General features: G+C 61.2%; 1 pseudogene. It reads right to left on the bottom strand.

Annotation, left to right across the window (positions count from 1 at the left end):
* Positions 1 to 1021 (bottom strand): annotated as a pseudogene (locus NW860_RS09845) (type II secretion system protein); the annotation flags it as partial.

Raw genomic sequence — 1021 nt, 5'->3', positions numbered from 1 at the left:
AAAATTGGCCAGGTTGGTCAGCGCCGTCCACAGTGGGGTGCCAGGCCGTAGCTGCTCTTTCATGGTCGAGGGATCATATTCCCAAACGTTGGTGCCCTCGCCGGTAAAGAAGTTGATACCCAGTTGTTTGCTCTGGTCACCCGCGGGAAACGTGGAAGCCCGCTGCAAGCTCCAGGGAGTGCCGGGGTGGGCTACCGTGGCCAAGCAGGCAATGGGAAAGCGCCCCTGCTCATGGCTGTAGTGGTAAACGGCCGTGGCCTGCACTGCCGCTGGGTTATCCCGTAGCGTTAGGCGTTGCCGCGCCTCGTTGCTGATGAAAATGGCCTGTAACCTGGTGGGGTCGGGGTCCTCGGGATCCCCGGGCGGCACCAAAGGCAAAGGCAAAGAATCGGTGCGGGTTAGTTCCAGCCGCTGCCCCACGATCACCCGCAAGCCCTCCACACGGGCCCGCCGCTCCCAGTAGCCATCCAAGCCCACCTCGGAAAGGGCGCCTGGGGGTGGGTTGTCCTCGGTCAAAGACTCATTCTGGTTGTTCCTGGCATTAGGAGGAATGGGATCACCGGCCCTAGCACGATACCTTTGCGCAAAGGTGTCCACGTCGCAGCCTCTCTGCGGGTCAGGAGTTACAGGCGGACGGTCGTAGCTGGCTTTGGGGCCAAAGCGGTTGTCAGCCCGATAGACATCGTCTACATAGGGAGGGCAGACCTGGTCGGCACCAGCCTGAAAACCACCGGCCTTGATCCGCCCAGGGCTGCGAGGGTTCCTGGCGTTGAGAGGAGAATCTGCCCATCTTGCATTTTGGGCATAAGTTCCGCGGGTGCGAATGCGGCCAAAAAGGTGGAGCTCCAGCGGATCCAGCGCCACATTTTCTGGCTCTACCCAGTCCTGCACCGATTGGTCGTCCAACCGCACCTCATGTGGCGCTACGTCTTGCCGGCCAGAGTGAACATCGAAACTCAGAGTATGGCTCACCTGCTGGCCGGCGTAGCCAATGGCCCCTGCCACCAGCTCTCCAAAGGCA

It is taken from the genome of Synechococcus sp. F70.1, from assembly GCF_047502745.1.
Classification (GTDB): Bacteria; Cyanobacteriota; Cyanobacteriia; order Thermostichales; family Thermostichaceae; genus Thermostichus.
The sequence above is the reverse complement of the archived record's forward strand: the minus strand, read 5'-3'. Positions and strand labels throughout refer to the sequence as shown.